3 protein-coding genes are annotated in these 2,762 nt (G+C 60.1%); 2 read left to right on the forward strand and 1 reads right to left on the reverse strand.

Features of this window, described 5'->3' with window-relative positions:
• Positions 1–1,646: DNA polymerase III subunit gamma/tau (dnaX, locus tag Q0629_RS04030; RefSeq protein ID WP_298779225.1), on the reverse strand; the 1,646-nt coding region annotated here is incomplete at its 3' end.
• A 360-nt stretch (positions 1,647–2,006) separates the two neighbouring features.
• Here dnaX and rd point away from each other — a divergent pair.
• On the forward strand, positions 2,007–2,165 hold the full coding sequence (gene rd / locus Q0629_RS04035; RefSeq protein ID WP_298779227.1) for a rubredoxin: 159 nt from the start codon (positions 2,007–2,009) through the stop codon (positions 2,163–2,165).
• Positions 2,166–2,345: 180 nt separating this feature from the next.
• Positions 2,346–2,762 (forward strand): GNAT family N-acetyltransferase (locus tag Q0629_RS04040; protein WP_298779229.1); only part of this gene is annotated, 417 nt, incomplete at its 3' end.

Here is a 2,762-nt window from a genome sequence, read left to right on the forward strand (position 1 = left end):
GGCCGCTTCGCTTCTTCTTCCGGGGGGGCGGGGCGCAGCGTTTCCTCCTCCTTCTGAGGCTGCTGCGGCGCCCCTCCCCGCCCTGCGACGGCAGCCTCACTGACGCGATCCGGTTCGCCGCCGGTGCAGGCGAACACCTCGTCCCCGAAGCGGAGAAACACGCCGTCGGCTGACCTTGTCAGCAGCTCCAGGAGGCTGGAACGCCAGCGTTCGAGGCACAGCACCTCGTAGGGATAGCGATCCCGCAAGTTCAGGAGCACGGAGCTCTCGCTCTGCTTCATGTCAGCGTCCAAAAGGGCACAATAGAGGACGAAGTCCGCCTGACGGGCGGCGGCCAGCAGCTTGACGAAGGCCTCCTTCGAGGCAGGTTTCCAGTCCGCCTCCAATAGCCCCTCAGGCCGATCTGCTTCCCTTTGGGCCGGGGGTTGAAGAACGGGGACTTGGTCTTTTTTCTGGATCGCCGGCTCCTCCACGGGTTCCACGGCAGGGTCGGCGGCGAGGCGCTGCGGGCGCGGTGGGCTGGAGCTCACCGTCGCCTGGGGCGGCCTTGTCGCGGCCCTGGCCGAGTCAAGGATACGAGAAAGCTCCAGCATCAGAAGTCCGGTCACGATATCCATCCTGACGCCGAGGCGAACCTGCACGAGCAGGTCCGCGACAGCTCCCAACAGGGAACGCAGTTCCTCCGCGGACCATCGCGGCGCTTCCTCTGCAAGAAACTTCTTCTCCTGCTCGGAAACGTCCAGCTCGCGCGTTACGTTTGGCCAGCGCACGGCAAGCCACAGGTTCTTCAGGAGGGAGAACAGCTCCTCAAAGACGTGCTGTGGAGAGCCTCCTTCCATCATCTTAGTGAAGTCCACGTAGGAGGAACTGCCCTCGCCCTTCAGGGCGGAGAGCCAACGTTCAACGGCAGGACGGCTCCCTGCACCCAACGCGGCCTCGACGTCCTCCAGGGTGACTTCGCCCGCGGCGCGGTTGATGATCTGTTCCAGCATGGAAAGGGCGTCGCGCAGAGCGCCGTCGGCCTGTCGGGCGACCTCCCAGAGCGCCTCCGGTTGAGCGGCAGTCCTTTCCCATTCGCAGATGTGCGTGAGGTGTTCAAAGATCTTCCGGGCCCCAATGCTGTGAAACGGGATGTGCTGGCAGCGGGAGCGAATGGTGACGGGCACCTTGTAGGGCTCCGTCGTGGCCAGGATGAAGACCACGTAGGAAGGGGGCTCCTCCAGCGTCTTCAGGAGCGCGTTAAAGGCGGCGGCGGAGAGCATGTGGACTTCGTCAATGATATATATCTTGTACTTTGAAGCGAAGGGCACCAGCGGCACCTGGCTCTTCAGTTGACGCACCTCGTCGACGCTGTTGTTGGAAGCCCCGTCGATCTCCACGACGTCAGGGCTGCTGCCCGACGTAATCGCCATGCAGTTGACGCAAGTGCCGCAGGGCTCGACGCCAAGGGGGGCAAGGCAGTTCAAGGCTTTCGCCAAAATCCGCGCTATGGAGGTCTTTCCGCAACCCCTCGGACCGGAAAACAGGTAGGCGTGACCGATGCGCGAGTTTTCAAGCGCGTGCGTCAGGACGTCCCGCGCCGCATCCTGGGCTACGACGTCGGCAAACCTCTGGGGACGATACTGCCGGTATAAGGAATTGCTCACGTTATCGCCCCCTCGGTCCTCTTTTGGAGATAGCCTTTCGATCGTTTTAGTCCCTTCAGCCTTTTTATTGTACCATTCCAATCGGTTTCTTGAGCATGAATCTCTGACGAGCCAAGGACGAGCGGATCCACTGACGAACGCTGCCGCAAAGGCCCCGGAGAGCGACAGGGCGCGCAGGGGAGCTAACGGTTCGCTGCGCCAGAGCCTGCTTCGTAGTGCAATTGGCGGCTTCCCGCACGCGACGACGGGCGATCCGATTTGCCACTTCCAGCGCGGTTAAGCTATAATAAGGCTGAATGGTCTTGAAACTTTGCTGAAGGTTTGAAGGCCATAAAAAGCGACAAGTGGGGGGGAATCTTTATGAAGAAGTACGTGTGCAAGGTCTGCGGGTATGTCTACGACCCGGAGGCGGGGGACCCGGACAGCGGCATCGCACCAGGCACTGCCTTTGAGGACCTTCCGGAGGATTGGGTGTGCCCGCTCTGCTCCGTGGGCAAGGATGAGTTTGAACCTGCCTGAGATAACTGGCAGCAGTGTATTAGCAAGAACGATTGACCTGGGTCAATCGTTCTTTTTTGCTCCTTCAGCAATCGCCCCGAAGCGTCATCCGCTGAATCATGAGCGCCCTGCCCCAACCGCTGTGGAGACGCCCATGTCCTTTGCACGGAACTGCACTGAAAATTGAAAGGAGATACGCGCTTGGAAATCAGGAAAATGCTCATTGGCGATTACGAGGAAGTGTATGCGCTGTGGACGTCCTGCTCAGGGATGGGGTTGAACGACCTGGACGACTCCAGGGAGGGGATTGCCAAGTTTTTGACCAGGAACCCCGACACCTGTTTTGTAGCGATCGAACAGGGCGGCGTCGTGGGCGTGATTCTGGCAGGACATGATGGACGCAGAGGGTATATCTACCACACGTCCGTCCACCCGGATTACAGAAAACGAGGCATTGCAACAAAGCTGGTGAACACGGCAATGGAAGCGCTGGAGGGCTGCGGGATCAACAAGGTCGCGCTGGTCGTGTTCGCCAGAAACCAGGGGGGAAATTCGTTCTGGGAAAGGACGGGATTCACGATCAGGGAAGACTTGATCTACAGAAACAAAACGATCAGG

It is taken from the genome of uncultured Fretibacterium sp., assembly GCF_938030725.1.
Classification (GTDB): domain Bacteria; phylum Synergistota; class Synergistia; order Synergistales; family Aminobacteriaceae; genus Fretibacterium.

What these genes read in the sequence shown, in the direction of transcription:
- rd (WP_298779227.1), top strand. Translation starts at nt 2,007, where the DNA reads ATGAAGAAGTACGTGTGCAAGGTCTGCGGGTATGTCTACGACCCGGAG.